Genomic DNA, 26,894 nt, shown 5'->3' on the forward strand with positions numbered 1-26,894 from the left:
GCACCGCTGTGCCGAGGGGAGCCCCTTTCTCCTGGACATCACGATCGGCCTTGCCTTCCGGGTGTCGCCGCCCGGGGTGCTGCTGGGACGCGACGAAGGAGGTCTCGACGCGACTGGGAGACGCGTATCCGACTGTCGCCGAGGACGTCCGCAGCCGCTAGAAGCGCGCAGCGCACCCGTGGCCGAGGATCCGGCAGCACGGTGCCCCGCACGACGCCAGGGGTCCGACGTGGGCCGCGGTCGGACCTTGAGCGGGTTCGAAACCGCATGTCGAGCGGTGATCCCTCCTGCTACTGTCACCCTGCTCGCGCAGGGCTGAGCGGCGGTTCCATGAGCGCCCCCCTTGCGTCGATCGCCCTGGGGAGGGACTTTTTCGTGATTCGTCCGCTGAACAGGCGGGCCAGGCGTCGGCAGCACGCGCTCGGCCGTACCGCTCTCACCGTCACGCTTGCCGTGACCGCCGGAATCGGCACCGCGGCGGGGACGGCCGTCGCCGACGGCCCCGGCACGTCCACCGGTCCCGTCGTCATCAGCCCGGGCGCACGCTTCGTGCCCCGCGCCACCATCGTCCTGAACGCCGGCGAGACCGGCTTCCTCACCGCACAGGAGGGTGACGACCGCCTCCGCTGGATCGACTACGCCACCGGTGCGACGACCGTCCTCGACCACCGGCTGCCCGAGCCGCTCGACTACAACGTCGACGACTTCCGCTTCACCCGGTACCCGGCGGACTTCGGCCACGGCTCCGACACCGTCGCCATCTACTCGCAATCCCCGACCCCGCACGTCACGCTCCAGCAGCGGGCCGGCGGCAGCGGACCGACATCCACGGTCCCGGTCCCGGAGGACCAGACCTATGTCGCGACCTACGGCGACACCGTCATCACCCGGACCGGTACTGAGAACGCCGTCACCAGCCTGCACCTCCTGCACCTGGAGAACGGCGAGGTGCGGGACCGGAAACTGGAGGGCCTGCCGGAGGGGTGGAACCTCTCCGTCGGCGAGGGCGACGCCCGCTCCGTCGCCGTCCGCGGCATCAAGTGGGAGGACACCACGATGTCCCAGGGGTGGTGGGTCGTCGACCTCGCCACCGGGAGCGTGAAGGCGCTCTCCACGCAAGGCGAGAGCGTCTCCTTCGACCGGGACACCGTCTTCCAGTTCGGCGCCCCGTCCAACGAAGCCGCCCTGGTGTACCGCCGTGACGACCTGGACGCGGAGCCGACCACCGTCGACCTGCGGGACGTCGCCTCGTACGACGACGTCGTCCGGCCCTTCGGCGGCGGCTTCGTCACCGTGACCCCGCCCAACCCCGGCAACAACGAGTACCGGGGCAACGAGCTCGTCCTGCACGACGCCGCAGGGAACTCGAAGTCCCTGCTGGCCGTCGCCTCCACCTCGGTGCGCCGCACGCCGGACGGCTCGCTCCTGGTGGCCGGCGCGGAGAAGAAGACCTCTTACGGCGCACTCGACTGGGGCTACTACCTCTTCACCCCGGCCGCGGACGGCACCATCACCCGCAAGCGCCTCGCGGACATCGAGGACCGGGAGGCCAAGCCGGCCGGTATCTCGCTGGGCAGCGGCATCCTCACCACGGCCGACGACTCGCAGTACTACAGCCCCGGCACCTACATCGGCGGCTATCGGAGCACCTGGCTGAAGACCTCCGGCCGTCCGGAGGAACTGAACTCGACCGTCGACGGTCTCGTGTCCGGCCGGGACGACGACGGCTGCAGCCCCACCTACGGCACCTACTGCGTCACCATGTTCGCGAGCGGCGACGGGTACCACGGCCGCAAGGCCGCGACCGAGCAGGACGCCACCATGCTCTACCGGAACGGCGCCGCCACGTGGGGTCCGAGGGTGACCTCCGGACTCTCCAGCCCGCAACTCGTCGACCTTTCCGGCCGGTTCGGCATCGTGAACCAGGCGTCGGGCAGCCGGCAGGCAGTCCTCCAGTTCAAGGACGCCGACACCGGGAGCGTGCTGCTGAACCGGGAGCCGGTCGCGGCCTCCGTGTGGGGCAACACCCTGTGGAGCGCCCTCGGCCGGTGGGACGACACCAGTTCGGGCGTGCCGACCGGAGTGACCGCGAAGAACCTGTCGACGGGCGCCGCCGGTGACTCCTTCGACGCGGGGTGCGTCCCCAGCGACCTCCAGGCCGTCGGCCGTTGGGTGTACTGGCGGTGCAGCGACTACTGGGGCTCCTTCAAGGGCGCCGGTGTCTACGACCGGCAGGCCAAGCGCTCCCTGAAGCTCGGGGCCGACGAGACGCTTCTCGGCGACGGCTACCTGGTGCACCGCTCGGACGCGGCCGGCCTCACCCTCGTCGACCTGCACAACGGCCTCCCGACCAGCGGCAAGGAGGCGGACCTGCCCCAGCGCGTCGTCGCCACCGCCGCCGAGCTCGGCGACCGGACCGGGCGCCGGTCCGGGTGGACCGTCGACCGCTTCGGCGGTCACATCGCCTACACGGGCGGGGACCGCCGGGTGCGGATCGTGCCGTCCGGCGTTCCGGCCTCCCGGATCGCCGTCATCGACTCCGACACGCCTGCCATGGACGCCAAGGCCGGTGCGTGGAAGCCGCGTTGGTGGCTGTCGAAGCCGGCGGCCGCGTGGTCGCTGACGCTGAGGAACAAGGCGACCGGGAAGACCGTGCGGACGCTCTCCGGCGGGGAGGCCCGCGGGCTGATCGCGCCGTCGTGGGACGGCAAGGACACGGCCGGGAAGTACGTCCCGAACGGGGCCTACACCTGGACCCTGACCGCGAAGCCCGCCGACGGCGTTCAGGCGGACCTCTCCGTCTCCGGGACGGTGCCGGTGACCGGCGGGGCCGCCGTATGGCGGGACATGGCCGGTGACGACGGTTTCGGCGACCTGCTGGCGATGGACACGACCGGGGCCATGTCGATGTACCGGGGCACCGGGACCGGTGCGCTGTCGTCACGTGTCGCCGGGTCCGGCGGCACGTTCGCCACCAACTCCGTGCTCGTGCCCGTCGGGGACGTGAACGGGGACCGGTGCGCCGATGTGCTCGTGCGGGTGGGTGACCAGCTGCGGGCGTATCGGCCGGGGTGCGGGAAGATCGTCACCGCCTCCTCGCCGTACACGCTGATCGGAGCCGGCTGGGGCCAGTACGACCAGCTGACGTCGCCGGGTGATGCCAACGGTGACGGCTTCGTCGACCTGATCGCCCGCCAGGCCTCCACCGGTGACATGTACTTCTACGCCGGTACGGCCGATCACCGGCTGAAGGCCCGGCTGCGCATCGGGACGAACTGGAAGCTGTACAAGCGGATCGTCGGCGCCGGGGACCTGAACGGGGACGGGCGGGGCGACCTGCTCGGGGTCGACTCGGCCGGTGTGCTGTGGCGGTACTACGGGACCTCCACCGGTGGCGTGACCCCACGGGTGCGGGTCGGCGGCGGGTGGAACGTCTACTCCGCTCTCGTCGGAACCGGTGACCTGTCCGGTGACGGACGCGCCGATCTCGTGGCACGGGACACCACCGGAAAGCTGTGGCGGTACACCTCCACGGGGGCCGGCACGTACAGCACCCGGGTCCTGATCGGCACCGGCGGCTGGAACGGGTTCAAGGCACTGTTCTGACAGGTGACGGTCCAGCTGTGCGGGAACACCGACGCACCGCAGCGGACGGGCTGAACGCCCGGGGTACGAGGCCCTGGGACTCGTCGGATCGCGCCACTTCCGCGCTCCACTGGCACAGTCGATCGAATGCGGCCGCGGGCGGCCACGGCCCCTGCCCCTGGGGCCGATCCAGACAGAGCGCCTGTAGGGGCGCCGCACCGGTCGCCCCGTCCGGTCAGCGGCCGGTCACCTGGGGAGCCCACTCGCAGGCCTCGATCGCGGCCTCCAGCAGCGCGCGTTCGGTCGGGGTGAGGGGGTAGGGGGCCGCCGGACCGAGGGAGGGGTCCAGGTGGGGGCGGACTCGGTCGGCGTCAGCAGGGGTCAGGCTGAGGAGCGGCTTCACCAGGATGTTGAGGGGATGCTCCAGGTCCTGGACGACGGTGGTGTAGAACGAGTCCGGGCCCCGGGTGGGGGTCGCGAGGCCGCCCTCGTAGACCGCCAGTCGTCCGTAGGGCGCCGAGGCGAATCTGCCGATGGCGCGCGAGCCGCGCAGGTCGTCGTCCTTGTTGTCGGGGCCCGTGGGCACCAGGAACTCCGGGGAGTCGGTGCGCTGGAGGGTGGCCATGTCGTAGTGGTAGTTGACGTTGCCGCCCTCCGCCACCAGCAGGTTCCACGCGGCCACCGGGTTGAGCCGGAAGATCGTGCGCGGCGTGGAGTCCCAGCCCGAGTACAGGCCCCGGAGCCGGCCGCCGATGATCTGCCAGCGGTACAGGCCCTTGTCCCGGCCGGCGGTCACGATGGAGTCGCCGGTGAAGGTGATCGCGTTGAACTCTCCGTGCCGCACGGACTCCGTCACGAGGTCGTACAGCGGCTGCAGCCGGCTGTCGGTGACCAGCAGCCGGGAGTCGTCCGCGAAGGCGATCCGGGTGCCGGTGGCGTCGACGGCGAACAGGTCGGCGCGGCGCAGGCCGTACTCCCGCAGATCGAGCTGCTCCTGCTCGCCGTCCGCGAGGGCGAGGGCGACGCCGAGCAGCTTGGTGCCCACGACCCACCCCGTGGCGGTCGGCTCCACCACCGCGTCCAGCAGCCCGCCTCCCGAGGCGAGGACGGCCTCGCGGCCGGGGGTGTACTCGACGATCTCCGTGTCACCGCGGTAGCCGCCGCTGTCGAACTCCCGGCGGGCGATGACGGTTTCGCTGTCGAGCGCGCACAACGACCAGTGCTGGGCCGGGCCTTCGTACAGCGTGTTCCGTACGCCCGTGCGGTCGGCCGTGACGACACGGGAGGTGTGCGGGTCGCGGCCCGTGGTGTCGAGCGCCACCACGGGATGGCGGACGCAGAAGCCGGCCGGGTTCGCGAAGCCCATCGTGGTGGGCAGCCGCACGGTCGTACGCTGGAACAGGTCCGCGCCGAGCCGGGCCGCCTCCTTGGTGTCGATGCCGGTGAGCACGGCGGCGAGCCGGGCGTCGGCGTCCGACGGCGGGGCCCACTTGCGGAGTTTCAGATGCGCCGCCGCGGCCACCGCCTGCGGCAGCGGCGAGGACAGAATCTGCCACCACAGGCCGCGCCAGTCGCCTCTGCGGGCCATCTTGCGCGCCTGACCGGCCGGATCCGAGCCTCCACTGATGCGTGGGATCACCCTGTGTCGCCTCCCCGTTGGTGTACATCCGCGGCCGGACGCGCGTACGGACTCCGTACGGCGTCGTAGGACGTCCGCTGTACGGCGCCGTACGACGCTCGTACGGACCGGCTTTCCCGCTGTGTCACACCGAGAACCATCCGCCCGGCCTGATGTCCACGCCGAGCTTCCGCAGCGTGGCCTCCTTCAGCTTCGGGTCGAAGTCGCCGATGGCGCCGGCCGCATGGACCCGTACGGAACGCCCCGCCTCCGGGGACTCCGCCAGTTCCCGCAGCAGGCGCAGCCCCTCCTCCCGGTCCACGCCCGCAAGGGCGCGCGCGGCGCTCACCCGGCTCTCCCCGTCCGACTCGGCGACGTGCTCGCGCAGCAGACGCAGCCCGGCCTCCCGGTCGCGGCGGGCCAGCAGCACGGCGGCCCGGAGGCGCGGCCCGGCGTCCCAGCCCGGCTCCCGGGCCAGCCCGGCCAGCAGGGGCTCGCCCTCCGCCGGTGCGTAGTGGGCGAGTTCGGCCGCCGCCCGCAGCCGGTGCTGGGGCTCCTGGCCGGTGGCGCGGGCGATGACGCCGAGAATCCGTACCCCCTCCTCGCGGTCGTGCTGCGGGAGCAGCACCGCGGCGTCGCAGCTGTACCGGCCGGGCAGGGCGCCGCCGGCGAAGTCGCGCAGGAGGGGGACGCCGGCGGGGTCGTAGCGGGCGAGCCGGTGAGCCGCCTCGACGCGGTAGCCGGCGTCGACGCGCTCGTCGCGGGCGATGCGTTCGAGGAGCAGCGTCGCCTCGGCGCGTTCCTGGTCGCCGGGTTCGGCGAACGCGGCCAGCGCGTCGGCCGCGAACACCCGGCAGTCCGCGAAGAAGCGCCCGTCGGCGGCGAACCGGCGCAGCCAGTCGGTTCCGGCGGCCCGGTCGTGGGCGCGCAGCCCGAGGGCCGCCTCGACGCGGGCCAGGTCGGGGCAGTGGGGGTTGGCGACCAGCGCGCGCAGCCGGGTGATGCCCCCGGGCGTGTCGTGCTCGGCGAGCCGGGCGGCGGCCTGGGCGCAGTAGCGGGACGTGGTGTCGTCCGCGAACCGGGTGAGCAGTGCGGTGCCCGCGTCCCGGTCGGCGTGCGCCAGGTGGGCCGCCGCGCCGATCCGCAGGTGCAGGGGGAACGACGTGTCCTCGGCGAAGCCGCGCAGCAGCCCGGTGCCGCGGGGGTCGTGGCCGGCCAGCGCCGCCGCGGCGTTGACCCGGTCGACCGGTACGGAGTCCGGGTCGGTCGCCATGTCGTGCAGGCGGCGCTGCTGCCCGGGCAGGTGGGCGAGTGCCGTATGGGTCTGCTGCCAGTCGTGGACGACGGGGGCCGTGTCCGGCTCCCGCTCGTCGGGGTGCCGCCAGAGGGTCTCGAGGATCCGGTCGCGGGTCTCGTCGTCGCACATGCCCTCCGCGAGCAGCCATGCCGCCTGCTCCACCCGCCGGGGGTCGGCGGCCAGCACACGGACCAGTTCGCGCTGGAGCTCGGCCGGCCGGCGGTCGAAGGCGAACAGCGCGGCGACGCGGGTGTCGGCGTCGGCCAGGGCGTCGCCCCAGGCGTCCGGGTCGGTGCCGAGGCGGGCCCGGTAGTGCTCCGCGGCCAGGTACTCGGCGAACGTCCGGTGCAGGAAGCGGGGATCCGGCCCGTGGACGTCGACGACGAGGCCGGTGGCGTCGAGCAGCGCCGCGACCGTGCGGTGCTCGGCCGGGTCGTCCGTGGCGGGCGTGGGCAGGTCGTGCGCGCGGTGCGTGGCCGGCTCGGCCGTGCCGGGCGCGGCCGGATCGTCGTCGTCCGGCCGGCCGGTCAGCAGCCGTGCGGCGGCCCGGGGCAACGGCGTGCCGTGGTGCAGGTACGCGTCGGCCAGGTCCCCGAGGAAGCCGCGCAGGGCGGTGGTGACGGCGGCGTGGGCCGGCGCGTCGCGGGCGTAGCGCTCGCGCAGCCGGCCGAGGAGCTCCTCGACACGGTCCCGCAGCCAGGGTTCGTACGGGTCCTGCCGCTGCGGGAAGCGGCCGAGGAACTCCGCCACGGCCCGCGCGTACAGGTCGACGCGGCGGCCCCGCAGGTGCGGCTGCCCGCCCGGGTCGAAGTACTGGCCGACCGCAAGCTGCGCGAGCAGGGGCAGCCGCACCAGGTCGAGTACGTTGCCGGCGCGCACGTACGCCAGGAACTCCGCGGCGCGGACGGCGGCCCGCTCGCGGATCACGGGGTCGGCGAGCCGGTCGGCGCCGCCCGTCTGGTGGGCCATGACGAACCGGTGCAACTGTTCGTCGGAGAACGGCTGGAGGCGGAACTCCGTGACGCCGACGCCGGTGAGGCTGCGCCAGGTGCTGTCGTGCAGAGCGCGGGTGGACAGCATCAGGCGGCGCTCCATGCCGGGGCCGCCGGTGCTCTCCCGGGCCGTGGCGAGCAGCAGCTCCACCACCTGCCGCCAGTCCTCGGGCCGGGTCACCTCGTCCAGCGCGTCGACCAGCACCAGCACCCGGGCACCCGGCACGGGCGGGCCGGCCTCCAGCAGCACGCGCGCCCGGGGCCGGACGGCCGCGGCGAGGGAGTCCTTGCCCACCAGTTCCCGCGCGGCGATCCGCAGCGGCAGCAGCGGCCCGAAGGGGGCCTCGCCGGGCCCCTGGCCCCGGGTCGCACCGCGCCACCACCGCCAGGCGGTGACCTCGACGTGCTCCAGCAGGCTGGACTTGCCCACGCCCGGCTGGCCGGTGACGGCGATGTGCCGGACCGTGGGGTCGGCGAGGAGGCGGCCGACGGACATCGGCTGCCCGGTGACCCGGAGGGAATGGTGGCCCTCGCTTCCGGAGGCCGGCCCCGAGGGCGGCGCGGCCGGGCCCTGGGTATCGCGGTCCGTGGTCGTGTCGAGGTACTGCTGGGTGTAGACACGGGCGAGCTCGCCGGGCTCGGTGGCCCGGTAGGTGAGGCCGCCGCGGTCGCGTACGGCGTCGGCCTCGGGCGCGGCATCGAGCAGCTCGGGCGGCAGCAGCGGGCGGTGGCGGCGCTGCCGCCAGGCACGGACCGGGGAGGTCCAGCCCGTTGCCGTACGGCGGGGCGGCGGGGTGTCCGACGATGCGGGCCGACGGCCCGGCTCCGGCTCTTCGATGCGCCCGTGCGCCCATACGCCCGCTCCGCCGGCCCACCGGATCCAGGCCGTCAGGCCCGGGTCGTCCGCGAACGCCGCCGCGGGGACGGCCCGCAGCTCGGCGACCGGTCCGGACCGTCCACCGGCGTCGGCGGTGACGATCCCCACGAGCCGGTCCCCGGCGAACAGCGCCGCACCGGACATCCCCGCCCAGCCGCTGCCCGGTGTCGGCCGGGCCAGCGCGCCGGTCGTGATGACCCACTGCCCGGACCGTACGCCGGACAGCGGATGCACGACCCCGCTGAACTGCCGCGACTCGCGCATCCCGCTCACCACGTCGTGGTCGGGGAAGCCGACGGCGGTGACGTCGACCGGGTCGGCGGAGGTGAGATCGGCCCAGTACGTCGGCGCCCACCCGGCCGGTGACGCGGGCTGCCGGACGTCGGTGACCAGCAGCAGCGCCACATCGCTCTCCGGCCGCCACCAGACGGTCACCGCGTCCCGGAAGGCATGCCCCTTGCGGGCGTCCGCCAGCGCCCGTACCCGGCATCGCGGGCGGTCGCGGGACAGCTCGTCCAGGGTCGCCGGCGACAAGGGGCGACGCGGCGGCGGCTTCCCGGGCGGGGGCTCGCCGTCGTGTGTGGTGCCCTCGGCGGCGTGCCAGACCGTGAGGACGAGCTGCGGCGCGACGAACCATCCCGAACCCACCACGCCGGCCGAGGGATTGAACACCTCGGCGACGCGCTGGGCGCTCAACGCCACGGCCGGGTCCCCCTCAACGCGGCTCGCCGTCGACGTCCGCCGTCACCCGCACCGGCCCGTCGCCACGCGCCGCCACCGGGTTGAGGGTGAGCGACAGCCGGTGCGTCGTCTCCGCCGCCGCCTTTCCGGCCGCGCCGAACGACACCACCCCGAACCGCAGTCCCCCGTTGCCCGATCCCTCACGGGTGATGGCGAGCGCCAGCTCGATGTCCACGGGCCCGAGTTCGAAGCGCAGCGGATGCCCGTCGCCCTGCGCCATCGCCGCGGTCAGCTCGGCCCGCAGTGCCTCGATGGTCTCGGCCAGCCCTCCGGCGACCGCCACGTTCTCACTGCCCATCAACGACCCCTGGGGTAACTCGGCTGACAACTCGGCCCGCGGCTCTGCGTGCGGTTCCATGATGACACCCGTATCCCTGTGCGCAGACGTGGAGTTGGGCCGCGTCGAGCCGCCCCGTAAGTAGCCTGGTGGGACAGAGAGGGAGGGGTGGACATGTCGCGGGCACGGAAGATCGTGGTTGTCACGCTGGCCGCGGGGGCCGTCGGCTGGTGCTGGAGGAACAAGGACTGGTTCCTGGGGATATGGGCCATGCGCCACGCCAACGACTGACCGACACACGACGACAGCGGACGCCCCGCGCCGGGGGCGTCCGCCGGACCGGCGCGCCTGCCGGGCCCGGGCCAAGGCGTCCGCCGGGTGAGGCCGTCCGTTCCTCCCGGCTGCGGGAGTCAGACCGATGCCTCGGCCGTCGCGTCCGTCGTCTTGGCCGTCGCGGTCGTTCGGGGCGCGGTGGCCACGATGCCGCGGCGGCGGGTCGGCAGGAGGGTCGGGTTGGCGACGCCCCAGGCCGCGCCCTTGCAGACCAGCTCCTTGTAGCCGGCGGCGAGCCGTCCGGTCAGGGCCGCTCGGACCGCTCGGTCGTCGGCGGTGACGTACTGGATCAGGCCGTCCTTGCGGCCCAGCGAGATGCACTGGTTGAAGTAGCGCAGCGGGACGTTCGGGAGCTTTCCGCCGGTCAGGCGGGCCGCGATGGCGTCGGCGGCCTGCCATGCGGTGGGCACGCCCGAGGCGCAGGACATCCGCAGCGGCTTGTCGCCGGGGCCCGTCGCCATGGCCGCGTCGCCGATGGCGTACACCTCCGGGTGCGAGAGCGAGCGCATGGTCCGGTCGACCACGATCTGGCCGGTGTCCGTGGTCTCCAGGGTGGTCGCCTTCGCGATCGGGTGGACGGCGAAGCCGGTGGTCCACACGGTGACCGCGGCCGGGACGGTCTTTCCGTCGGCGGTGGTGACGTGGTCGGGCTCGACGGCGGTGACGGCGGTGTGCTCGTGCACGGTGATGCCGAGCCCGTCGAACACCTTCCGCAGGTGGCGGCGGCCCTTGGGCGAGAGCCAGTCGCCGAGGCCGCCGCGGGCGGCGAGGGCCACGCGGAGGTCCGGGCGGGCCTCGGCGATCTCGCTCGCGGCCTCCAGTCCGGTGAGTCCGCCGCCGACGACGACCACCGGCTGTCCGGCGTCCAAGGCGGCCAGGCGCTCGCGCAGCCGGAGCGCTCCGGGGCGGGAGGCGATCTCGTGGGCGTGCTCGGCGGCGCCGGGGACGCCCTGGTCGTTCCAGGCGCTGCCGAGCGCGTACACCAGGGTGTCGTACTGCAGTTCCTCCCCCGGCTCCTCGGCCCCGTCGACGTCGCCGACGGTGACGGTCCTGCGGTCCACGTCCACGCCGGTGACCTTCGCCAGCCGCACGTCGACGCCGGTGCCCGCGAACATCTCGCTGAAGGGGCGGGGCTCGAGTTCCTGGCCGACCGCGAGCTGGTGCATCCGGACGCGCTCGACGAAGTCGGGCTCGGCGTTGACGAGGGTGAGGGCGACGTCCTCGCGGCGCAGCCGCCTGGCGAGGCGGCCCGCGGCGATGGCTCCGGTGTATCCGGCTCCGAGGACGATGATGCGGTGCTGCATGTCCGGCTCCTGTCTTCGGCGGGTTCGCCACCTGAACCGGGCGGCCCGCCGTTTCCTGACAGGAACGCGGTGTGAAGCACCTCACATCGGTCAGAAGGCGGCGTCGAGCAGGGGTTCGCCGTGGTCGGTGGCCGCCCAGTGCCTGGTCGCGCGCTCGAGCTTGTCGGGGTTGGCCTGGCTGCGGAGGGCGGCGATGCCCTCGGGGGTGACCTCCAGGCAGGTGACGCCGATGACCCGGCCGTCGAGGACCGCCACGAGGGCGGGGTCGCCGTTGGCGGTGGTGGCGTAGATCTCGGGGGAGCCGCCGACCAGGGCCTGCTTGGCCTTGCCCGGCTTGAACAGGCCCCGCATGAACGTCGCGACCGCGAGCGCACCCTCGAACGGCCTGGTGCGCGCCGGGACCTTCCCGCCGCCGTCGCCGATCGAGACGGCGTCCTGGGTGAGCAGCCGTACGAGCGGCTCGGTCCGGCCGCTGGTCGCGGCCGCGAGGAACTCCTCGATGATCTGCCGTGCGGCGGCCCGGTCGATCTCGATACGGGCCTTGCCGTCCGCGACGTGCTTCTTGGCGCGGTGGTGGATCTGCTGGCTTGCGGCCTCGGTGATGTCGAGGATCCCGGCGATCTCCCGGTGGGAGTACGCGAAGGCCTCCCGCAGCACGTACACCGCCCGCTCGTTGGGAGACAGCCGCTCCAGTACGGCCATGACCGCGTACGAGACCGACTCGCGCTGCTCCACCGTGTCGGCCGGGCCCAGCATCGGGTCGCCGGCGAGCAGCGGCTCGGGGAGCCATTGGCCCACGTAGGTCTCGCGCCGCGCGCGGGCCGAGGTGAGCTGGTTGAGGCACAGGTTGGTGAGCACTTTCGTCAGCCAGGCCTCGGGGACCTCGATGTGGTCGACGTCGGCGGCCTGCCAGCGCAGGAACGTCTCCTGCACGGCGTCCTCGGCCTCGCTCGCGGAGCCGAGGAGGCGGTAGGCGATGGCCTCCAGGCGGGGCCTGGAGGCCTCGAACCGGTCCACGTCGGTCATGGTCAGGGCCATGCCCGGATCCTAGCCCGCGCGAGGTCCGGGAGCGGTGGCGGAGGCAGGCGGAGCGGTGGCGGAGGCAGGCGGCGGCGTGCCCGGCCCGCGTCAGTCGGGTTCCGCGAACAGCGTGCCGAACTCGTCGGGAAGGGCGCCGCGCAGGTCCGCCGCCAGGCCGATGTCCTCGGCCGTGAGCCGGCAGACCACCGTCCGTGCCAGGAACAGGGCCTGCTCCGGGGTGGCCCCCACGGGCCGGGCCACGTCGGCCAGCAGTTCGTCGAGGCGCGCCGCCGGGCCGGCCGCCGCGGCGCCGCCGCGGTCCAGCGCGCCACGTTCATGGGCCGGTACGGCCTGCCGCAGATGCTCCCGGCGCGGTCCGTCGAGGCGACTGCTCAGCGCCGCGAGGACGAGGTGCACGGCGGCGTCGGCCGCCTCCGTGTCGTCGAGCCGGCTCCGCGACGCCACCTCTTCCACCAGTTGCTGATGGCTGATCATGCTGCCTCCCGCTGGTGAGGACGGGTGCTGCCCCCCTCGGTGCGGTCCGCGCCCCCGAGGCCCGGCGCCGCCCTCTGACGGGTGCCCGTGGGGACCGACACGTACACGGACCCCCCGTACACGGACCCCCGCGTACAGGGGGCTCCACCGGGCGGGTGGGGGACCGCCGAGGCCGCCGCCTCAGTACCACTGCGTGGTTTCGCGCCGAGCCGGAGCCGTAACCGGAACCTGGGCCCGTGCCGGGTCCGCACCCGAAGCGGGAACCGGGGACGGGGCCGGACCCGGGGCCTGCAAGCTGCCGTAGCGCTCCATGCGCTGCCAGCGCAGCCTCGAGCCCGACACGGCGGTGAAGACGGACTGGATCACCACCAGGTACATCAGCTGCCGGTAGACGAACTGCTGAAACGGCAGGCTCCACAGCGGGCCGGGCCGTTCCCCGTCCAGGCGGAACGCGTACAGGCCCATCACGAGCTGCAGCACCAGGAAGGCCAGCCACAGCCCGACGATCCGGCCCTTGTCCCGGGCGACCGCCGCGGTCGTCGCTTGGACAGAGCGCACCGGGCCGGAAGTGTTACACCTCGCGGGTACGGGACGGAGCGGCCGGAACCCCGCGCAGTGGGCGGGGTCCCGGCCGCTCCGTCTCTCTCCGCGCCGCTCACGGGGGGAGTCACGAGCGGCGCGGTACTCACTCAGCGCATGGCCGCCGCGAAACATCACCCGGCCGTGACCGGCGGTGATACATGGGGCGGCCGGTACGCGGTGACACTTCTGTGAGGACGGACGCTGGTCACCATGGGGGGCCGTCGAGGCGACCGGAGCGCGGCGGACGGCATGGACTCGGTATGGACCGGTGCGAACGAGGACAGTCTTGGGCCAGGCACCACAACCCCGGCGCGTACAGGCGTACGACGGGGAACTCGGCGCGGCCGTCGCGCGGGCCCAGGACGGTGACGAACTCGCCTTCGCCGTCGCCTACCGGATCGTGCAGCCGGGCCTGCTCGGCTATCTGCGCGGGCTCGTCGGCGACGACGCGGAGGACGTGGCGTCCGACGCCTGGCTGGAGATCACCCGCGACCTCGGCCGTTTCCAGGGGGACGGGGCCGGGTTCCGCGGCTGGACGGCGACCATCGCCCGGCACCGGGCCCTGGACCATCTGCGGCGCAAGCGCGTGCGGCCCCGGGCGGGAGGGACCGAACAGGACGTACTGGATCTGCCCGCTCCGCACAGCACCCATGACCAGGCCATGGAGTTCCTCTCCACCGAACGGGCGCTGGAACTGGTCCGCGGGCTGCCGCGGGACCAGGCCGAGGCCGTTCTCCTGCGGGTCGTCGTCGGCCTGGACGGCCCCGCCGCGGCGCGCGTCCTCGGCAAGCGCCCGGGAGCGGTGCGCACCGCCACCCACCGCGGCCTGAAACGCCTGGCCCGCCGGCTTGGTCTGGGCGACGGGGCGGACGAGGGTGTGACGGATGGGGCTTCCCGCACGCTGGGGGAGTCGAAATGAACGAGGGCGGCAAGGTCGCCATGAACGACGACGGCAGCAGGGCGCCGGCGGACGGGCGGCAGGGCCCGGCACGCCGGACGGATCGGACCGCCGGACTGGAATGGACACGGACATGGGTGAACGGATGAGCGGCGACGGAGCTCGGGACCGTCGGCGTACGCATCCTGGCGGCGCCGTGTCCGGCGTGCGGGACGTGCGCGACACCTCCGCGCTGGAGACGGCGCTGGCCGCCGCCATCCGCGGCGGCGGACAACTCGACCCCGAGGCCGAGCAGCGGGCCGTGGCCGCCTTCCGGGCCGCCCGGGGCGCGGGCGCGCACCGGGCCCGCACCCGGCGCCGGGACGACTGGCGGCAGCCCGCGCAGCGGCGAGCCGGACGCTCCCTGAAGACGACGTTCGGCGTGGTGTTCGCCAGCCTCACGCTGGGCGGGGTCGCGGTCGCGGCGATCGGTTCGGCCGGCTCGTCCACGCACGGGGCCGGTGACGGCCGGGGCACCGCCCACCCGTCGGCCGCCCGGCCGTCGGCCGTCGCTCCCGACCGGCCGGACGGGCAGACCTCGTCAGCGTCGTCCGGCGGCGCCGGTCCGACGGACGGCCCGGCCCCCGCCAAGGACACCGAGGCCCACTGCCGCGCCTACGAGAACGTCGAGGACCGCGGCAGGGCGCTGGACGCGACGGCCTGGAAGCGGCTCGTCACGGCCGCCGGCGGGAAGGACAAGGTCGCCGCGTACTGCTCCGAGCAGCTGGCACGGACGACGCCCGCGCCGGACAGGCCGGGCGGTGCCGGCAGTGCGGCTGCTGCGGGCGGGACGGGCGGTACCGGCGGCACGGGTACAACCGGCGTCGGCAGCCGTGCGACAGCAGGTGCCGCAGCGTCGGGCAACGGCACCTCCGGCAGCAACTCCGGCGGCACAGGCAGCGGTACCGGCGGCACGGCCGGGAGCGGCCGGACGAGCGGCGGCGGAAGCAGCGGAGACAGCGGAAGCGGCGGAAGCGGCGGCAACCGCAGGTAGCGGGGACTCACGTCCCGCCCGGCTGGCACCGCGGGCACCACACCGTGCCCCTGCCCGCGACCCGGGATCGGCGCAGGTGGGTGCCGCAGCGGGGGCAGATCGGGTCGGGGTCGTCGCGGCGGCCGGTGAGCCAGGAGTCGCGCGGCGGGACGCAGCCGGCGGCGATCGCGGAGCGCAGGGTGCGGCGCATCTGGGTGTACAGGCGCCGGCGGTCGGCCTCGGTGAGGTCGTGGGCCGGGATGTCGGGGCGCAGCCCGGCGCGCCACAGGATCTCGTCGGCGAGCAGGTTGCCGAGGCCTGCGAGGACGGACTGGTCGGTGAGGACGGGCTTGAGTCGGCCGCGGCGGGAGGAGAGCGCCGTCTCGAACTCCTCGCGGCCGACCGCCATCGCGTCGGGACCCTGGCGCTCCAGCCGCCGGGCCACCTCGCCGTCGTCGCGGGCCAGCCACAGGCCCTGGAGTTTGCGCTGGTCCCGGTAGCGCAGCTGACGGCCGCCGCTCACGGTGAACAGCACGCGGTCGTGGGCCTCGGCCGGGTCCTCGGGACGGCAGCAGATCAACCGGCCGGTCATGCCGAAGTGCAGCATGAGGGTGGGGCCGTCGCCGGTGCGCGCCAGCAGCCACTTGCCGTGCCGCTCCGGTTCGGTGAACCGCCTGCCCTCCAGCGCCTCGCGCAGTCGTCGCACGCCGAACCCGTGCAGGACGCCCGTGTCGCGCACCTCGACACGCTGGACGACCCTCCCCTTCGCGCAGGACGCGAGCACCTCCCGGAATCCCTCGACGTCCGGCAGCTCAGGCACGGCGGTCGTCCTTGCGGGCCGGGTGCGGCCCGGCGGGCGGCGGCGCGGCCGCCGCCGTCGTCAGGAGGCGGATGCCCAGTTCGCGTACGGCGGCGCGGTCGTCGGGCCGGGCGATACGGGACTCCGCGTCGGCCAGGACGAGGCGGGCCTGGTCGGTGAACTCCCCGACCGCCGCGGCCTGCGCACCCCGCCGCACCCGCCGCATCTCCGCTCACCTCCCGCCTGCCGTCGACCGACCAGTGCCGACCGACCACCGCCGACCGACCACCGCTTCTGTCGGCAGGCTTCCCCCGCGCGGTGCCCGTCCGCGTGGCCGCGCCCGCACCTCCACCGGACGGACCACACCTGCACCGGCGGACCGGTCGTGCGCTGCCCCGGGGTGGACCGGCCGGTTCAGTCGTCGTCGGCGCCCGCGTGGGCCGCCATGAGCTGCTCGGCCGCCTCCTGGTAGAGCCGGGCGGCGCGGTCGAAGTAGTCGAAGAGGACGTCGAGCTGCTCGGGTGTGCAGCCGTCCAGGATCTGGCCGATCATCTGCCGCGCGGGGGCCGTCACGTGGTCGAGGTCGACGGGTGTGGCGATCGGCTCGACGATGACCTTGCGCCTGTCCCGGCCGTCGGGGACGCGGCGGACGTAGCCCGCCCGTTCCAGCCGGTCGATCAGACGGGTGGTCGGCCCGGTCGTCAGGCCCGCGCGGGCGCCCAGCCCACCCGGGGACAGCGGCCCGGACAGCCGCAGGATGTTCAGCGCATACAGGTCGGTCGAGCCGAGCCCGCAGGCCCTGGCGCTCGCCTGGCCGTGCAGCATCACGGCACTCAGATAGCGGCGGTAGGCCGCCTCGCTCGCGTCGGATCGCTGCGGTGGCGTTGACACTGGCTCGCTCACCCACTCCATGATCTCTTCTCCGGCGCGTCCGGCGAAGAGGCACCTGCTGCCACGACACTTCTTACCCGCGACCGTGCCTAATCGATCAGGTCGGCCGCCCACTGGGCCCATTCGCGGCGCATCGCGTTGAACCTCAGGCCGTACTCCAGGACCATGCGGCCGTAGACCGACAGATTGCCGTCCTCCCAGTCGATGGAGTCCATCAGGCCGCGCAGGTCCTCGCACGCCTGGTCGGACAGGTCGACCAGCTCGGCCAGATAGCCCCGTGCCTGCTCGGGCGACAGGACACCGAGGAAGAACACCCGCAGCATCATGTCGCTGCGCACGGCGCGCTGGGGCCTGGTCTCGGTCAGCCAGTGCCGCAGCTCGGCCATCCCCTCGTCGGTGAGGGCGTACTCCTTGCGACCCCTCGGCCCCTCGGCCGTCACCGCGATCAGTCCGGTGCCCGCCAGCTTGGTCAGCTCCGTGTAGATCTGGCTCTGTGTCGCCGGCCAGACGTTGGCCAGCGACGTCTCGAACAGTTTCAGCAGGTCGTAGCCGCTGGCGGGGCGCTCCGAGAGCAGGCCGAGCAGCGCGTGTCGAAGGCTCATGACCCCACTGTACATTCCAGTATTGACATGTCACTAGGCGACGTTCTACTTTCGACATGTCAGAAAAGAGCCCGGCGAGCAACGCCGAAACGGAGACCTCATGTCGTACCTGCGCACCTTCCTCCCGTGGATCGTCTTCGCCGTGCTGCCCTCCGGAAGCTGGCAGTGGGCCGCGCTGGCCGCCCTGGTGGTCGCGGTGGCGGTGATCGGCCAGCAGGTACGGGCCGGTGTCGGCCTCGACGCGCTGATCATCGAGCTGGGCTCGGCGGTCTTCTTCGCCGCCCTGGCCGTGGTCGCCTTCGCCGACCCCCACTCGGGCGTGCACGACTACTCCGCCGCCCTCTCCTCGGGCACGCTGGCGGTCATAGCCGGGGTCTCGCTGGCCGTCGGGCGGCCGTTCACGCTGGGCATCGCCAAGCGCACCACCCCGCGCGAGGTGTGGGGGCTGAAGCCGTTCATCCGGACCAACGTCGTCATCACCGCCGTGTGGACCGCCGCGTTCGCCCTGACCGCCGTCGTGCTCGCCTTCGTCGCGCACGCCGGGCACGGCCACTCGGTCTCCGCCGTCGTCATCCAGATCGCCGGCTTCGTGGTCCCGATGGTGTTCACCATCCGCTACGTCGCCCACGTCCAGGCCAAGGCCGGTCAGCTCGCCCGGTGACCCGGACGGGATCTCTCTCCACTCGACGCGACGAAAGGCACGACAGATGTCCGAGAACCCCGAGAACACAGCGGATCCCAAGAACACCGAGAACACCGAGAACACCGAGAACGGCTCCCCGGCCGGGGTGGTCTCGTCTCCGGTGGGCCGCGTGGTCGGCGGGCGGGAGGAGGTCCGCGACGACGACTGGGGCGCGGTGGAGGCCGTGATCCGCCTGGACGGGCACCGCTTCGGCCCCGAGGCGCTGGCCGGCCTGGACGGCTTCTCCCACCTGGAGGTCGTCTACCACTTCGACCGGGTCCTGGAGGAGAGGATCGAGACCGGTGCCCGCCATCCGCGCGGCAACACCGACTGGCCGCTGGTCGGCATCTTCGCCCAGCGCGGCAAGAACCGGCCCAACCGCATCGGCGTCTCCCGCTGCCGCCTGCTCAAGGTCGACGGCCTGGACGTGCACGTGCGCGGCCTGGACGCGGTGGACGGCACCCCCGTCCTCGACATCAAGCCCTACATGACGGAGTTCGGCCCCCAGGACGGCCCCACCACCCAGCCCGCCTGGGCCACCGACATCATGCGCCACTACTACTGAGACACCACCGAGGTCCACCGACGCTCCACCGAGGGGCCTGACACCGGGAGCAGGCCCCCTTATCCGAAGCCCCCGAAGCAACCCGATCTCCGGCTGCTAACGTCTACCCATCTGTAGACGTTCACCCATCGGACAATCCGACGTCACGAGGATTCCACCTCTGCGTCGCCGAGCGTTCGTCCGAGCGCTCGTCCGCACGGAGCAACCGGCCCGGAGATCCACCTGATGACGACTTCCTCCCCGACCGCGCTGGCGCTCGACGGCGCGACCATCGACGGCGGCCTCTACACCGACGTCACCGACTTCGCCCGCCACACGCACTGGCTGAACGGGACCGCCGAGGCTTACTCCTCCGTCGGCATGGGAGTGTTCGTGGTCCTGCTGCTCGCCGCCTGGTGGGGCGCCCGGCGGCGGGGCAACTCGGTCATGGCCGCCGTGCTGGCGACGCCGTTCGCCGTCGTCATCGCCTACGTGGTCAACAGCGGCATCAAGGACGTCTTCCAGGAGCCGCGCCCCTGCCGGGCCCTCCCCCACGACTTCCTCATCGAGGCGTGTCCTCCGGTGGACGACTACGCCTTCCCCAGCAACCACACCACGGTCGCCTTCGCGTTCGCGGTCGCGCTGCTGATCGTCAGCCGGTGGCTGGGCTCCGTCGCCCTGCTCGCGGCCGTCGCGATGGGCGCCTCACGGGTGTACGTCGGCGCCCACTACCCGCACGACGTCGCCGTGGGCGCCTTCGTCGGCAGCGTCGTCTCGCTGCTCGTCGTCCTGCTGGCCTTCCGGTTCTGCACACCCCTGGTTCAGCGGCTGCGCGGCGGGGCACTGCGCCCGCTGCTCGCCGCACAGCCGTCCTGACGGACCCCGCCCCGGACCCCGCGGAGTCCCCGGACCCCCGGATCCCCCGGGTCTCCCGAACCCCCCGGACCGCCGGTGTACGCCCGGGCACACCGGCGGTCCCGGCGTATCAGCACACAGGTGCAGACGGCAACGATCAGCGCCGCGGCCGTGAGGGGGACCAGGAAGGGCGTCATCGCCGTCACCGCCGCCGTCACCGTTCCCTCGGGTCGGGCGCGCGCCCCGTCCGGTGGGCGACGGCGGCCGTGAGGGCGGACTCGATGGCCGCCATGCGGTCGGCGAGCAGCGCCAGGGCGGCGGTCGCGCGGGTCAGGGGCTCCTCGGCGGAGCCGCCGAGGTCCCGGGCGCGGACGTGGGCGGCCTTCAGCTCGGCCCAGCGCCGGGACTGTTCGGGGGTGAGGGTGCCGCGCAGCTCGGCCAGTTTCAGGAGGTTGGCCTCGGCTCCGCCGCTCAGGGTCTGGGCCTCCGCGGTGAAGTGGTCGTCGAGCACGGCGGCGAGCTCGGTGTCGTTCATGACCGGCCGGATCCGCTGGGCGATCTTGTTCATGGTGCGGTAGGACCCCTGGAGCCGGAACGGCGGCTCGGGGCGCGTGGCGTCGGACCGGGCGGCGGAGGCGATGTAGGCGGCGTTGACCGCGAGGACCGTCTCGCGCGCGGTGAGCAGATGGCGCAGCACCGAGAGGATCCGGTCCAGCTCGGCGGGGGCGTAGGGATGGGTGAGACGGTCCGCGCGGGCCGTGGGGTCACCGTCCGCCAGGCGGAGCAGCAGGTCCAGGTCGGCGCGGTCCCGCCCGGCGAGCGGCGCGAGGACCGGGTTCGCGGTGAGCGCGTTCTCCAGGAAGCTGAGCGCGAAGACGTCCTCCTTGCCGGTGAGGACGTCACCGAGGTTCCACACGTCGGCGCGGTTGGCCAGCATGTCGGGCACGCGGAAGCGGTCCCCGGACTCGGTGTAGGGGTTGCCGGTCATGCAGACCGCGAAGCGCTTGCCGCGCAGGTCGTAGGTGCGCGGCTCGCCGTCCCACACGCCGTCCACGCGCCGGGTGGCGTCGCACAGCGGGATGAACTTCTGCAGCAGCTCCGGCGAGGTGTGCTGGATGTCGTCCAGGTGCAGAAGGGTGTTGTTGCCCGCCGCCAGCGCGAAGTTGATCTTCTCTACCTCCTGGCGGGCGGTGGCGTTCGGCGCCTCGGCCGGGTCGAGCGAGGTCACGGCGTGGCCCAGGGCCGGGCCGCTGACCCGCACCATCATCAGTCCGAGGCGGCCGGCGACGTACTCCATCAGCGTCGTCTTGCCGTATCCGGGCGGCGAGACGAGCAGCAGCAGGCCGCCGGTGTCGGTGCGCCTGCTCTCTCCCGTCGTGCCGAGCTGGCGGGCCAGGCTGTCGCCGACCAGCGGAAGGTAGACCTCGTCGATCAGCCGGTTGCGGACGAAGGCCGCCAGGGAGCGCGGGCGGTGCTCGTCCAGGCGCAGCCGGGCGCGTTCGGCCGCCACCAGGGCGGTACGGCGCCGCTGGTGGGCGCGGAAGGCGGATACGTCGCGCTCCTCGAACCGCTTCGTCCGGGCCAGGAACTCGTCGACGCGCAGCACCAGGGTGCGGCCGGTGAGGCGCGGGTGGCTGCCCAGCAGCCCCTCGGCCACGGTCCCCACCGGGACGTCCGACTCGTGGCGGGTCAGGCCGGGGCACAGCTCGGCGGCCACCGCCTCGGCCAGGTCGCCCTCGGTGACGTCCGCGCCGGTCGCGTCGGCGTACGCGGTCAGCCACGCCCCGGCCAGCTGCCGGCGCGCGGCGAGCTCGTCGAGCGCGGCCAGGTCCTCCTCGTACGCCGAACCGTCCACCGTACGGCGGAACTTGTCGAGCAGGGTGCGGGCGCCGGCGCTGATGACGAACCCCTCGGGCCCGGTCGTCAGCTCCTCGAAGAGATAGGCCGCCGCGGCTCCCGCGAGCTCCTCGGCTCCGGCCGGTGCGCCGGCCTCCGTCGCCGCCGGCAGGTCGCCGCCCGCGGTGGCCCACCACTGCCCGATCGCCCCCGACAGCTCCGCCTCCAGTTCGGTCACCGCCGTCGCGGCCGCCCGGCCGAAGGTGTCGCGGGCCCGGGCGAGGGAGGCCGCCCGTCGGGTCCAGGTGGCGCGGGCGGCGGGCGTGGTGCCGTGGGACCAGAAGAGCTGGGCGGCGGCGCGTGCGGCGGGCTCGTGGCGGACCACGCCCGCCTGCTCGTACAGGGGCAGCAGGGCGGTGAGAATCACGGTGGCGTCGTGGTCGTGGACCCCGCGCTCGTAGCCCTCGTCGTACGCCTGAGCGGCCGCCTCGCGCACCAGGGCGGGCAGGTCGTCGGCCGCCGCGAGGGCGGCCGGGCCGTGCTCGCGCAGCAGCCGGGCGGCCAGGTGCTCGGCGCGGTAGACCTCGGGGGACTCCGAGGGCAGCTGCCGGTCCCAGTGGGCGCGGGTCGCAAGGAAGTCCGGGTCGGTGACCGGGCGGCGGTAGTCGGTGCCGGTCAGCGCGAAGGCGAGGCCGTCGCCGTCCGGGACCAGGGTGAGGTCCAGGGGCTGGGTGGTGACCGCGAAACGGTGGGCGCCGAGGCGGATGGTCCGCCCGCCGTCGGCGTAGAGGTCGGAGCGGTCGCGCAGGGCGCGGGCCGCCTCCTGCCGGGCGGCCTTCAGCCGGCCGTCCAGCTCCTCCGCCCGTACCGGGTCGCCGAGTTCGCGCAGCTCCTCGGCGGTGCGGCGGACCTTGGCGACCATCGGGTCGGAGGCGAAGTAGGTGCTGACGGCCTCGGCGTCCGCGAGCGTGGCCGCCCGCCGGGCCACCGTCTCGAGGATCCGGGCGGCGGCGCCGGCCAGTTGTTCGGCGCGGCGGGCGCGGGCGTCCAGGAGGGCCTGCTTGCGGGCGGAGAAGGCGTCGTGGACCTCGGTGCGCCGGGCGGCCAGCTCGCCGAGGAAGTCGTCGAACTCCGCGAACCTCGACTCGAGGTTCTCCAGCCTGACCAGCGCGCCCGCGAGCTGCTCGTCGCACGCCTCGGGGGTGTCGGCGGCGGCGAGCGCGCCGGTCACCGCCTGCCCGAGCAGCGCGAACTCCGCGGCGAACTCGGCGCGCCCCTCCCGTTCGCCCAGCTCGCGGCGGCGGGCGTCGAGCAGGGCGCGGGCGCGGTTGACGCCGCCCAGCACCTCGGCGATCCGTTCCAGCACGGAGGTGCGCACGGTGGCGTCGGCGATGTCGAGCCCGGCGACGACCTCGGTGACCGTGCGCAGCGCCCCGGTCAGTTCGTCCAGGCGGGCCGCGACCGGCCCGGCCTCGGCCACGCTCGCGATGGACTCGGCGTCCGCGACGAGCCGTTCGACGTCCCGGTGGTGCTCGGCGAAGGCGTCCTCGCGGGCCAGATGGGCGACGGCCCGCTTGCCGAACGCCGCGAGGTCGGCCTCCGCCCGGGCGGCGAGCTCGTCGATGCGGGCGGTGTCGGCGTACCGCATCTCCTTCAGGGTCAGCAGGTGGCCCTGCGCCTGCCGCAGTTCGGTCAGTCCGCCCACCCAGGCGGCGGCCCCGCGCGGTGCCTCGCCGCGCAGCCGGCGCACCACCGTCGCGAGCCGCTCCGCGGCCTCCTCCAGCGCCTCGGCGGCCCTCCGGGTCAGGTCCTGCACGGTCCTGAACTCGGCGAGCACCTGCTCCGCCGTCGCCCGTACGGCCTCCAGCGGGGTCCGCAGGTCTCCCAGCTCGGCCTCGCCCAGCCAGTGGTGGGTGTCGGCGGCGCGCACGCAGGCGGCGGCCAGCGCCTCGTACACCTCGACCGTCGGCGTCGTCTCGGCGACCGCGCGGCTGATCGACAGACAGTCGGAGATGCCGCGCACCAGGTCGGCGTTGCCGACCCGGGCCAGCGGGCCGGTGCCCGCGCCGGCGGCGGCGTGGGTGTCGGAGACATACGGGGAGGTCCACTGCTGGACCGGGTGGACGCGGGCCGGCTCCCCGGCCGCGCCCGCCGGGTCGGCGCGCAGCGCCAGCAGCGCGCCGTCGTCGAACAGCGCCCAGCCGTGGCAGGTCAGCGGGTTCGCGACCTCCTCGCGGATGGTGTTGTACGACAGCAGCAGGCCGCGTGACCGGGCGCGCGCGCGGAAGGCGTACAGCACGTCCTCACCGTAGGGCGAGCGCACCTCCCGCTCGAACTCCAGGCCGGTGGTGTCGAGTTCGTACGTCTTGTACACCCCGGTGGCCAGGCAGTAGCCGCCCGCGAAGACGATGCCCTGGTCCTCGGGGAGGCGGCGGCAGCCCTGCCCGATGCCGTCGAGGCGGACCACCGCCCTGGTGAGCGTGTTGAACACCAGGTAGCGGTCGGCGTCCTCCTTGTACGGGCGGATCCGCAGCAGGATCAGCGCGCCCACCCGCGCGTGCGCGACGACGGCGTCGGCGAGCGCCTGCAGCGGCTCCTCGACCGGCTCGCTGTGGATGCCCTCGCCGGTCTCGGTGTCGTCCTCCGTCTTGATCGTGAGGGCGCCGCCGACGGTGGAGACGTACAACTCACCGCGCACCCGGACGTGCGGGTGGCGGCCCAGGACGTGGTCCTCCCGGGTGGCCTCGGTCCACGCGAAGTCGTGGGCGGGCGGCGGCACGTGGTCGCGTTCCCCGCGCGCGTCCACGAAGACGGCGGCCCGCCCGTCGTCGGTCAGGTCCCAGCGCAGCGCCCGGATGTCGTCGGCCTTCTCCCCGGTGCGGAAGACGGCCAGCAGCCGTCCCTCGACGCGGTGCAGGCGCAGCAGCCGGGCCTGCCGGTAGTAGCGGTACAGGGCCGCGAACTCCCGTACGAACGCCGGGTCGTCGAGCAGCCCGGGGACGGCGTCCTCGGGCAGCCGGTTCAGATCGCGGTCGTACAGCGCGAGGACGTCGCCGACCTCCGGCTCGGGCCGGCCGCCGGCCGCCGGGCCCGCGCTGTGGCAGCCGAACAGCAGCCGGTCGCCGACGGCGACGACGTCCCCGGGGACGCTCGGGTGCTCGGTGCGCAGCCGGCCGGTGCCGGTGAGGTCGAGCCGGGTGGCGCCGAACTCCTCGGCCCTGCGGGCGTTCAGCGCCTCGGCGCCGCGCGCGAGGTCGGCGGCCTGGGCGGTGAGCCGGTCGCGCAGCACCTCGTACGTGCCGCTGTCCACGGCGTCGTACGAACCCGTCTCCAGGGCGGTTGCCATGGGTCGTGCGTCCCTTCGCGAGAGGTAGGGCCGTCAGCTGCCGTCCCCTGTACGGCAGCTGACGGCCGCCGCGTCCGATCAGGCCCTGGCGGTGCCGTTGCTCGAAGCGAGCGCGGCCAGCGGGGTGTCGGCCAGGCCCAGCTCGCCCGCGTGCTCCAGGAGCTGCTGGAACCGCCCGGCGTTCGCGCCGCCCGACTTCATCAGCTTCATCAGCAGCGCCGAGACCGTCAGGTCGCGCACATCGGCCGTGGAGACCGAGCCGAGGATCCGGCTCAGGTCGTCGGGGAGGCTCGCCGAGCCGTCCAGGTAGGGCCTGGCGAGGGCCTGCGCGGTGCCGGAGTGCTCGACGAACCCGTCGACGCCCTTGCCCAGCGAGATCGCGGACATCAGCCGGTCGAAGAAGACCGACTCGCCGCCGACGATGTCGATGTCGGCGTTCTCCAGCCCGGTCGCCAGGACGGTCGCCTGTGCCTCGGCCACCTGACGCTGCACCTCCAGACCGGCGAGGCGGATCTCCTTCTCGGCCTGAAGCCGCAGCCGGTACTCCTCGTGCCCGCGCGAGGCCTCGTCCAGGGCGGCCATCGCCGTCGCCTTCTCGGTCAGGCCGGCCGCCTCCGCCTTCAGCTTCTCGCCGATGGCGGTGGCCTCGGCGAGCGCCTTGGCCTGGGCACCCTCGGCCTCGGCCCGCATCCGCGCCTCGGTGCCCTGCGCCTCCGCCAGCATCCGGGCCTGGGTCGCCTCGGCCTCCGCCCGGCCGGCCTTCTCGATGACCTCGGCCTCCTTGTCGCGGACCTGCACGGCGGCCAGTCCCTCGGCGGCGGCCTCCGCCTGGACGCCCTCGGCCAGCCGCAGCTTGGCCCGCGCGTCGAGGTCGGCGGTCTTCAACCGGGCCTCGGCGAGGGTGAGTTCCTCGGCGGCGCGGTGGGTGGCCGCCTGCTCGGCGGCCTCGGCGGCCTTGATGTCCTTGACCAGCTTCTCCTGCGCCTCGGCCTCGGCGGCGATGATCACGGCCTGCCGCTCGCGCTCCGCCTGCTCCACGGCGCGCAGCTTCTTGATGGACTCCTCCTGCTCGGCGACCGTACGGTCCACGGCGACCCGCTCGCGCACGACCTCGGCGATCTCCCGCTTCTCCGCCTCCACCTCCTTGTCGGCGGAGATCTTCGTCAGCTGCGTCTCCCGCTCCCGGGCGATGACCTCCAGCAGCCGGTCCTTCTCGATGCGCTCGTTCTCCACCGCGATGACCCGCTCGCGGTTCTTCGCGGCGACGGCGACCTCACGGGCCTGGTTCTCGCGCTGCACCCCGAGCTGCTCCTCGGTGCGCAGGAAGGCGCTCTGCGCGCGCAGCCGCTCCTCCTCCACCACGCGGGCCGTCTCGGCCTCCTCGCGGGCCCGGGAGGTCTCGATCTCCCGCCTCTGCTTGATCTCGGCGTCCGCCTGCCGGCGCTCCAGCTCCAGGATGGCCTCGCGCGCGTCGACGTTCTGCCGGGTGATCTCCTTCTCCTCGTTGCGCTGCGCCTCGTTGGTGCGCACGTGCTCGACCGCCGTCAGCTCGGTGATCTTGCGGATGCCCTGCGCGTCGAGGACGTTGGCCGGGTCGAGCTGGGACAGCGGCGTCTGCTCCAGGTAGTCGATCGCCGCGTCCTCCAGGTGGTAGCCGTTGAGGTCGACGCCGATCAACTCGATGATGTGGAAGCGGAGTTCCTCACGCTTGGTGTACAGGTCGGTGAAGTCCATCTGCTTGCCGACGGTCTTCAGCGCCTCGGAGAACTTCGCGTGGAACAGCGTCTGGAGCGTGTCCTGGTGGCTGGCACGCTCGGTGCCGACGGACTGGGCGACCTTGATGACGTCCTCGACGGTCTTGTTGACCTTCACGAAGAACGAGATGCGGATGTCGGCACGGATGTTGTCCCGGCAGATCAGCCCGTCCCGGCCGGAGCGGCTGATCTCGATGGTCTTCACCGAGATGTCCATCACCTCGGCCTTGTGCAGCACGGGCAGCACGACCTGCCCGGTGAAGGACACGTCGACCTTCCGCGTCCTGGAGACGATCAGCGCCCTGCCCTGGTCCACCTTGCGGTACAGCCGGGAGAAGACGAACAGCGCGAGCAGAACGAGAATCAGGCAGGCAGCGGCGAGCGCGCCGATGACATCCATGGTGTACGTCCTTGACGGTACGGAAGAGAAGGCGGGTTGGCGCGCTGCACCGAGCGCGCCGGCGGCCACGGGGCCGCGATCGTGGTTCCCCCTCTCCCCCGTACGGGCCTCCGGCCCGGCCCGGCTCCTGCCGGGATCCGGCACCGGAAGCCCC

The 26,894-nt window shown here is 73.7% G+C and carries 19 protein-coding genes; 6 read left to right on the forward strand and 13 right to left on the reverse strand.

From position 1 onward, the window contains the following. Positions 1-375: 375 nt before the first annotated feature. Positions 376-3,606 (forward strand): FG-GAP-like repeat-containing protein, encoded by a 3,231-nt coding sequence (locus IE318_RS09080; RefSeq protein ID WP_229903410.1) that lies wholly within the window; start codon positions 376-378, stop codon positions 3,604-3,606. Between the two features lie 214 nt (positions 3,607-3,820). Here the strand turns inward: IE318_RS09080 and IE318_RS09085 are convergent, their stop codons facing one another. From IE318_RS09085 to IE318_RS09115, 7 genes are all read right to left on the reverse strand, one after another. Further along, the gene (locus tag IE318_RS09085; protein WP_189898416.1) at positions 3,821-5,173 is read right to left on the reverse strand and encodes a hypothetical protein; all 1,353 of its coding nucleotides are present in this window, start codon (positions 5,171-5,173) and stop codon (positions 3,821-3,823) included. 175 nt (positions 5,174-5,348) lie between these two features. After that, on the reverse strand, positions 5,349-9,071 hold the full coding sequence (locus tag IE318_RS09090; RefSeq protein ID WP_189898418.1) for a trypsin-like peptidase domain-containing protein: 3,723 nt from the start codon (positions 9,069-9,071) through the stop codon (positions 5,349-5,351). A 13-nt stretch (positions 9,072-9,084) separates the two neighbouring features. Continuing rightward, positions 9,085-9,408 carry a trypco2 family protein gene (locus IE318_RS09095; protein WP_030173762.1) on the reverse strand — a complete coding sequence of 108 codons (324 nt, stop codon included), beginning with the start codon at positions 9,406-9,408 and terminating at the stop codon, positions 9,085-9,087. Between the two features lie 389 nt (positions 9,409-9,797). After that, positions 9,798-11,024, reverse strand: a complete 1,227-nt coding sequence (locus IE318_RS09100) for an NAD(P)/FAD-dependent oxidoreductase (protein WP_189898421.1) — start codon at positions 11,022-11,024, stop codon at positions 9,798-9,800. A 90-nt stretch (positions 11,025-11,114) separates the two neighbouring features. After that, positions 11,115-12,062 carry an RNA polymerase sigma-70 factor gene (locus tag IE318_RS09105; protein WP_189898424.1) on the reverse strand — a complete coding sequence of 316 codons (948 nt, stop codon included), beginning with the start codon at positions 12,060-12,062 and terminating at the stop codon, positions 11,115-11,117. A 90-nt stretch (positions 12,063-12,152) separates the two neighbouring features. Next, positions 12,153-12,539, reverse strand: coding sequence for a DUF2267 domain-containing protein (locus IE318_RS09110; protein WP_189898427.1), 387 nt, complete (start codon positions 12,537-12,539; stop codon positions 12,153-12,155). A gap of 180 nt (positions 12,540-12,719) precedes the next feature. Then, a complete protein-coding gene (locus IE318_RS09115; protein ID WP_308438559.1) occupies positions 12,720-13,097 on the reverse strand; it encodes a hypothetical protein in 378 nt (125 codons plus the stop codon). Between the two features lie 310 nt (positions 13,098-13,407). Here IE318_RS09115 and IE318_RS09120 point away from each other — a divergent pair, with 310 nt between their 5' ends. Both IE318_RS09120 and IE318_RS09125 read left to right on the forward strand, forming a co-directional pair. Beyond that, the gene (locus IE318_RS09120) at positions 13,408-14,040 is read left to right on the forward strand and encodes an RNA polymerase sigma factor (protein ID WP_189898429.1); all 633 of its coding nucleotides are present in this window, start codon (positions 13,408-13,410) and stop codon (positions 14,038-14,040) included. A gap of 112 nt (positions 14,041-14,152) precedes the next feature. Further along, a complete protein-coding gene (locus tag IE318_RS09125) occupies positions 14,153-15,052 on the forward strand; it encodes a hypothetical protein (RefSeq protein ID WP_189898431.1) in 900 nt (299 codons plus the stop codon). Between the two features lie 7 nt (positions 15,053-15,059). Here the strand turns inward: IE318_RS09125 and IE318_RS09130 are convergent, their stop codons facing one another. From IE318_RS09130 to IE318_RS09145, 4 genes are all read right to left on the reverse strand, one after another. Next, positions 15,060-15,851, reverse strand: coding sequence for an Fpg/Nei family DNA glycosylase (locus IE318_RS09130; protein ID WP_189898433.1), 792 nt, complete (start codon positions 15,849-15,851; stop codon positions 15,060-15,062). Further along, a complete protein-coding gene (locus IE318_RS09135; RefSeq protein WP_189898435.1) occupies positions 15,844-16,056 on the reverse strand; it encodes a hypothetical protein in 213 nt (70 codons plus the stop codon). Before IE318_RS09135 ends, IE318_RS09130 begins: the two co-directional genes overlap by 8 nt. 188 nt (positions 16,057-16,244) lie before the next feature. Beyond that, positions 16,245-16,733, reverse strand: a complete 489-nt coding sequence (locus tag IE318_RS09140; protein ID WP_229903411.1) for a MarR family winged helix-turn-helix transcriptional regulator — start codon at positions 16,731-16,733, stop codon at positions 16,245-16,247. 77 nt (positions 16,734-16,810) lie between these two features. Next, a complete protein-coding gene (locus tag IE318_RS09145; RefSeq protein WP_189898446.1) occupies positions 16,811-17,323 on the reverse strand; it encodes a PadR family transcriptional regulator in 513 nt (170 codons plus the stop codon). Positions 17,324-17,423: 100 nt separating this feature from the next. On the opposite strand from IE318_RS09145, the gene IE318_RS09150 reads away from it, so the two are divergent. The 3 genes from IE318_RS09150 (at position 17,424) to IE318_RS09160 (ending at position 19,425) form a co-directional block, all read left to right on the forward strand. Then, a complete protein-coding gene (locus IE318_RS09150) occupies positions 17,424-17,984 on the forward strand; it encodes a hypothetical protein (RefSeq protein WP_030173734.1) in 561 nt (186 codons plus the stop codon). 46 nt (positions 17,985-18,030) lie between these two features. Further along, positions 18,031-18,570, forward strand: coding sequence for an SAM-dependent methyltransferase (locus tag IE318_RS09155; RefSeq protein WP_189898449.1), 540 nt, complete (start codon positions 18,031-18,033; stop codon positions 18,568-18,570). Positions 18,571-18,795: 225 nt separating this feature from the next. Further along, the gene (locus tag IE318_RS09160) at positions 18,796-19,425 is read left to right on the forward strand and encodes a phosphatase PAP2 family protein (RefSeq protein ID WP_030173728.1); all 630 of its coding nucleotides are present in this window, start codon (positions 18,796-18,798) and stop codon (positions 19,423-19,425) included. Between the two features lie 193 nt (positions 19,426-19,618). On the opposite strand, the gene IE318_RS09165 is transcribed toward IE318_RS09160, so the two are convergent. Continuing rightward, a complete protein-coding gene (locus IE318_RS09165; RefSeq protein WP_189898451.1) occupies positions 19,619-24,586 on the reverse strand; it encodes a DNA repair ATPase in 4,968 nt (1,655 codons plus the stop codon). A 78-nt stretch (positions 24,587-24,664) separates the two neighbouring features. Further along, positions 24,665-26,740, reverse strand: a complete 2,076-nt coding sequence (locus IE318_RS09170) for an SPFH domain-containing protein (protein ID WP_189898453.1) — start codon at positions 26,738-26,740, stop codon at positions 24,665-24,667. Between the last annotated feature and the right edge of the window lie 154 nt (positions 26,741-26,894).

The sequence above is a fragment of the Streptomyces spiralis genome, assembly GCF_014654675.1.
Taxonomy (GTDB): domain Bacteria; phylum Actinomycetota; class Actinomycetes; order Streptomycetales; family Streptomycetaceae; genus Streptomyces; species Streptomyces spiralis.

Excerpts from the sequence above, each read along its gene's own strand:
- IE318_RS09105 (WP_189898424.1), bottom strand. The coding sequence starts at position 12,062 with ATGGCCCTGACCATGACCGACGTGGACCGGTTCGAGGCCTCCAGGCCC.
- IE318_RS09170 (WP_189898453.1), bottom strand. The coding sequence starts at position 26,740 with ATGGATGTCATCGGCGCGCTCGCCGCTGCCTGCCTGATTCTCGTTCTG.
- IE318_RS09155 (WP_189898449.1), top strand. The coding sequence starts at position 18,031 with ATGTCCGAGAACCCCGAGAACACAGCGGATCCCAAGAACACCGAGAAC.
- IE318_RS09135 (WP_189898435.1), bottom strand. The coding sequence starts at position 16,056 with ATGCGGCGGGTGCGGCGGGGTGCGCAGGCCGCGGCGGTCGGGGAGTTC.
- IE318_RS09150 (WP_030173734.1), top strand. The coding sequence starts at position 17,424 with ATGTCGTACCTGCGCACCTTCCTCCCGTGGATCGTCTTCGCCGTGCTG.
- IE318_RS09125 (WP_189898431.1), top strand. The coding sequence starts at position 14,153 with ATGGGTGAACGGATGAGCGGCGACGGAGCTCGGGACCGTCGGCGTACG.
- IE318_RS09160 (WP_030173728.1), top strand. The coding sequence starts at position 18,796 with ATGACGACTTCCTCCCCGACCGCGCTGGCGCTCGACGGCGCGACCATC.
- IE318_RS09085 (WP_189898416.1), bottom strand. The coding sequence starts at position 5,173 with ATGGCCCGCAGAGGCGACTGGCGCGGCCTGTGGTGGCAGATTCTGTCC.
- IE318_RS09145 (WP_189898446.1), bottom strand. The coding sequence starts at position 17,323 with ATGAGCCTTCGACACGCGCTGCTCGGCCTGCTCTCGGAGCGCCCCGCC.
- IE318_RS09095 (WP_030173762.1), bottom strand. The coding sequence starts at position 9,408 with ATGGGCAGTGAGAACGTGGCGGTCGCCGGAGGGCTGGCCGAGACCATC.
- IE318_RS09110 (WP_189898427.1), bottom strand. The coding sequence starts at position 12,539 with ATGATCAGCCATCAGCAACTGGTGGAAGAGGTGGCGTCGCGGAGCCGG.
- IE318_RS09165 (WP_189898451.1), bottom strand. The coding sequence starts at position 24,586 with ATGGCAACCGCCCTGGAGACGGGTTCGTACGACGCCGTGGACAGCGGC.
- IE318_RS09100 (WP_189898421.1), bottom strand. The coding sequence starts at position 11,024 with ATGCAGCACCGCATCATCGTCCTCGGAGCCGGATACACCGGAGCCATC.